Raw genomic sequence first — 2399 nt, 5'->3', positions numbered from 1 at the left:
TGGCGCTGTGGATGGGCGTCTATCCCGAAAGCTTCCTCGCGCCGATGCGCGGCGACGTGACGACCGTCGTCGCGCGGCTCGCTCCGGCGAAGCCCGCAGGCGACGCGCATCTTGCCGTCGGCAAGCCCAGGCCTGCCGCGGCGCATGGTGAAGTCGCCCACGGATCGAGCCATGCGGGAGGCGTCCAATGACCGCCGATCTCGCGCTCATCTGGCCCGAACTGATCCTGACGATCGGCGGGCTCATCACGCTGATGCTCGGCACTTTTGCCGGCGACCGCAATGTCGGCCTCTATCAGCTCAGCTCGCTGCTGACGCTCGCCGCCGCCGCGGCTGCGGTCGTCGCGCTGTTCGGCATCGAGACCACGGTGTTCTCGGGCACGCTGTCGGTCGACAGCTTCGGTGGTTTCGCCAAGCTGCTGATCTATGCCGCGAGCTTCGTCTGCATCGTCATCGCGCCGCGCTTCTTCAACGGCGGGATGCGCGCCGAATATCCGACGCTGGTCCTGTTCGCCGCGCTTGGCATGGGCATCATGGCCTCGTCGCGCGACCTGATGACGCTCTATGTCGGGCTCGAGCTCAACAGCCTTGCGGCCTATGTGCTCGCCAGCTTCATGCGCACCGACGAACGGTCGAGCGAAGCGGGCCTCAAATATTTCGTCCTCGGCGCGCTCGCGTCGGGTATGCTGCTCTATGGCATTTCGCTGCTTTACGGCTTCACCGGCACCACCGATTTCGCCGGGATCGCGAAGGTGCTCGGCGGTGAGCTCAACATCGGGCTGATCTTCGGCATCGTGTTCGTGCTCGCGGGGCTCGGCTTCAAGATCAGCGCCGTGCCGTTTCACATGTGGACCCCCGACGTCTATGAGGGCGCGCCGACCCCGGTGACGACCTTCTTCGCGACCGCGCCCAAGGTCGCGGCGATGGCGCTGATGACGCGCGTCGTCATCGACGCGATGGGTCCCGCGGTCGGAGCCTGGCAGCAGATCATCATCTTCCTGTCGCTCGCCTCGATCATCCTCGGCGCGGTCGGCGCGATCGGACAGAAGAATATCAAGCGCCTGCTCGCCTATTCGTCGATCAACAATGTCGGCTTCATGCTGATCGGCCTCGCTGCGGGAACGCAGCAGGGGGTCGAGAGCGTGCTGACCTATCTGCTCGTCTATATGCTGACCACGCTCGGCGCGTTCCTTGTCGTGATCCAGCTGCGCGACGCGAACGGCAACCAGGTCGAAAGCATCCCGGCGCTCGCCGGCCTGTCGCAGCGTCGCCCGGGCCTTGCCGCGGCGATGTCGGTCTTCTTCTTCAGCCTCGCCGGCATCCCGCCGCTGTTCGGTTTCTGGCCGAAGTATCTGGTGTTCGAGGCCGCGGTGAACGCGAACCTCGTACCGCTGGCGGTCGCGGGTATCGTCGCCTCGGTAATCGGTGCGTTTTACTATATCGCGATCATCAAGACGATGTACTTCGACGACAAGTCGGACACCGAATTCCCGAAGGGCGGCGGAGCCATCGTCGAGGATGCGGTGATCACCGCGAGCGCGCTGTGGCTCTCGGTCATCGGCTATCTCTTCATTCCCGCGCTGGCGGTCCTTTCGGCCAGCGCAGCAGCGGTGCTGTTCTGATACCGCCGATCGAGCGGATCGCGCAGACAGGTTCGACCAACGCCGACCTGCTGGCGCGGCTGGCAGGCGGCGAGCATGTCGGCGAAGGCCATTGGCTCGTCGCCGACCGCCAGACCGCCGGGCGTGGCCGCCTTGGTCGCGCATGGGGCGACGGGCAGGGCAATTTCATGGGCTCGACCGTGGTCCATCTGCACGCGAGCGACCCTGTTGCCGCGACGCTGGCGCTCGTTGCCGGCGTCGCGCTCGCCCGGACCGTCACGATGCTCGCCCCGATGGTCGATTTCCGGCTGAAATGGCCGAACGACGTCCTCGTCGATGGTGCCAAATGCTCGGGCATCCTGCTCGAACGCACCGGCAACGCGGTGGTCATCGGCATGGGGGTCAATCTGGTGTCGGCGCCCGAACTGCCCGACCGTGCGACCGCCTGTTTCGCCGACAGGGGCGCGCATGTCGACCGTGACCGCTTTGCCGACGTGCTTGCGGTCGCGATGGTCGATGCGCTGTGGACATGGCGGCAGGAGGGCGTCGAGAGCATCGTTCGCGCCTGGTTGCCGCTCGGGCATCCGGTGGGAACGCCGCTCCACGTCTCCGAGCAGGGCATCGATGGCCTCTTCGACGGCCTTGCCGCCGATGGCGCGCTGCGCTTGCGCCGCGACGGCGGGGAGACCATGCTGATTCACGCGGGCGACATCGAATTGCGCCGCCCCGTTGCGGAGGGTAAATAGATGCTGCTCGCGATCGACGTCGGCAACACCAACGCCAAATTCGCGCTGTTCCG

2 protein-coding genes and 1 pseudogene are annotated in these 2399 nt (G+C 66.1%); all 3 read left to right on the top strand.

Translation table 11 applies throughout. The features are described 5' to 3' along the window. Positions 1-191: pseudogene (locus JHC57_RS22070) on the top strand (NADH-quinone oxidoreductase subunit M); the annotation flags it as partial. After that, positions 188-1621: an NADH-quinone oxidoreductase subunit NuoN gene (nuoN, locus tag JHC57_RS22065; protein ID WP_294032707.1), complete on the top strand. Its 1434-nt coding sequence runs from the start codon at positions 188-190 to the stop codon at positions 1619-1621. The pseudogene JHC57_RS22070 and the gene nuoN, both read left to right, overlap by 4 nt. Then, the gene (locus JHC57_RS22060; protein WP_294032706.1) at positions 1543-2346 is read left to right on the top strand and encodes a biotin--[acetyl-CoA-carboxylase] ligase; all 804 of its coding nucleotides are present in this window, start codon (positions 1543-1545) and stop codon (positions 2344-2346) included. The genes nuoN and JHC57_RS22060 overlap by 79 nt, the downstream gene beginning before the upstream one ends. Positions 2347-2399 lie beyond the last annotated feature (53 nt).

Source organism: Sphingopyxis sp. (assembly GCF_016463645.1).
GTDB lineage: Bacteria > Pseudomonadota > Alphaproteobacteria > Sphingomonadales > Sphingomonadaceae > Sphingopyxis.
This window is presented reverse-complemented; position numbering and strand designations above follow the sequence as displayed.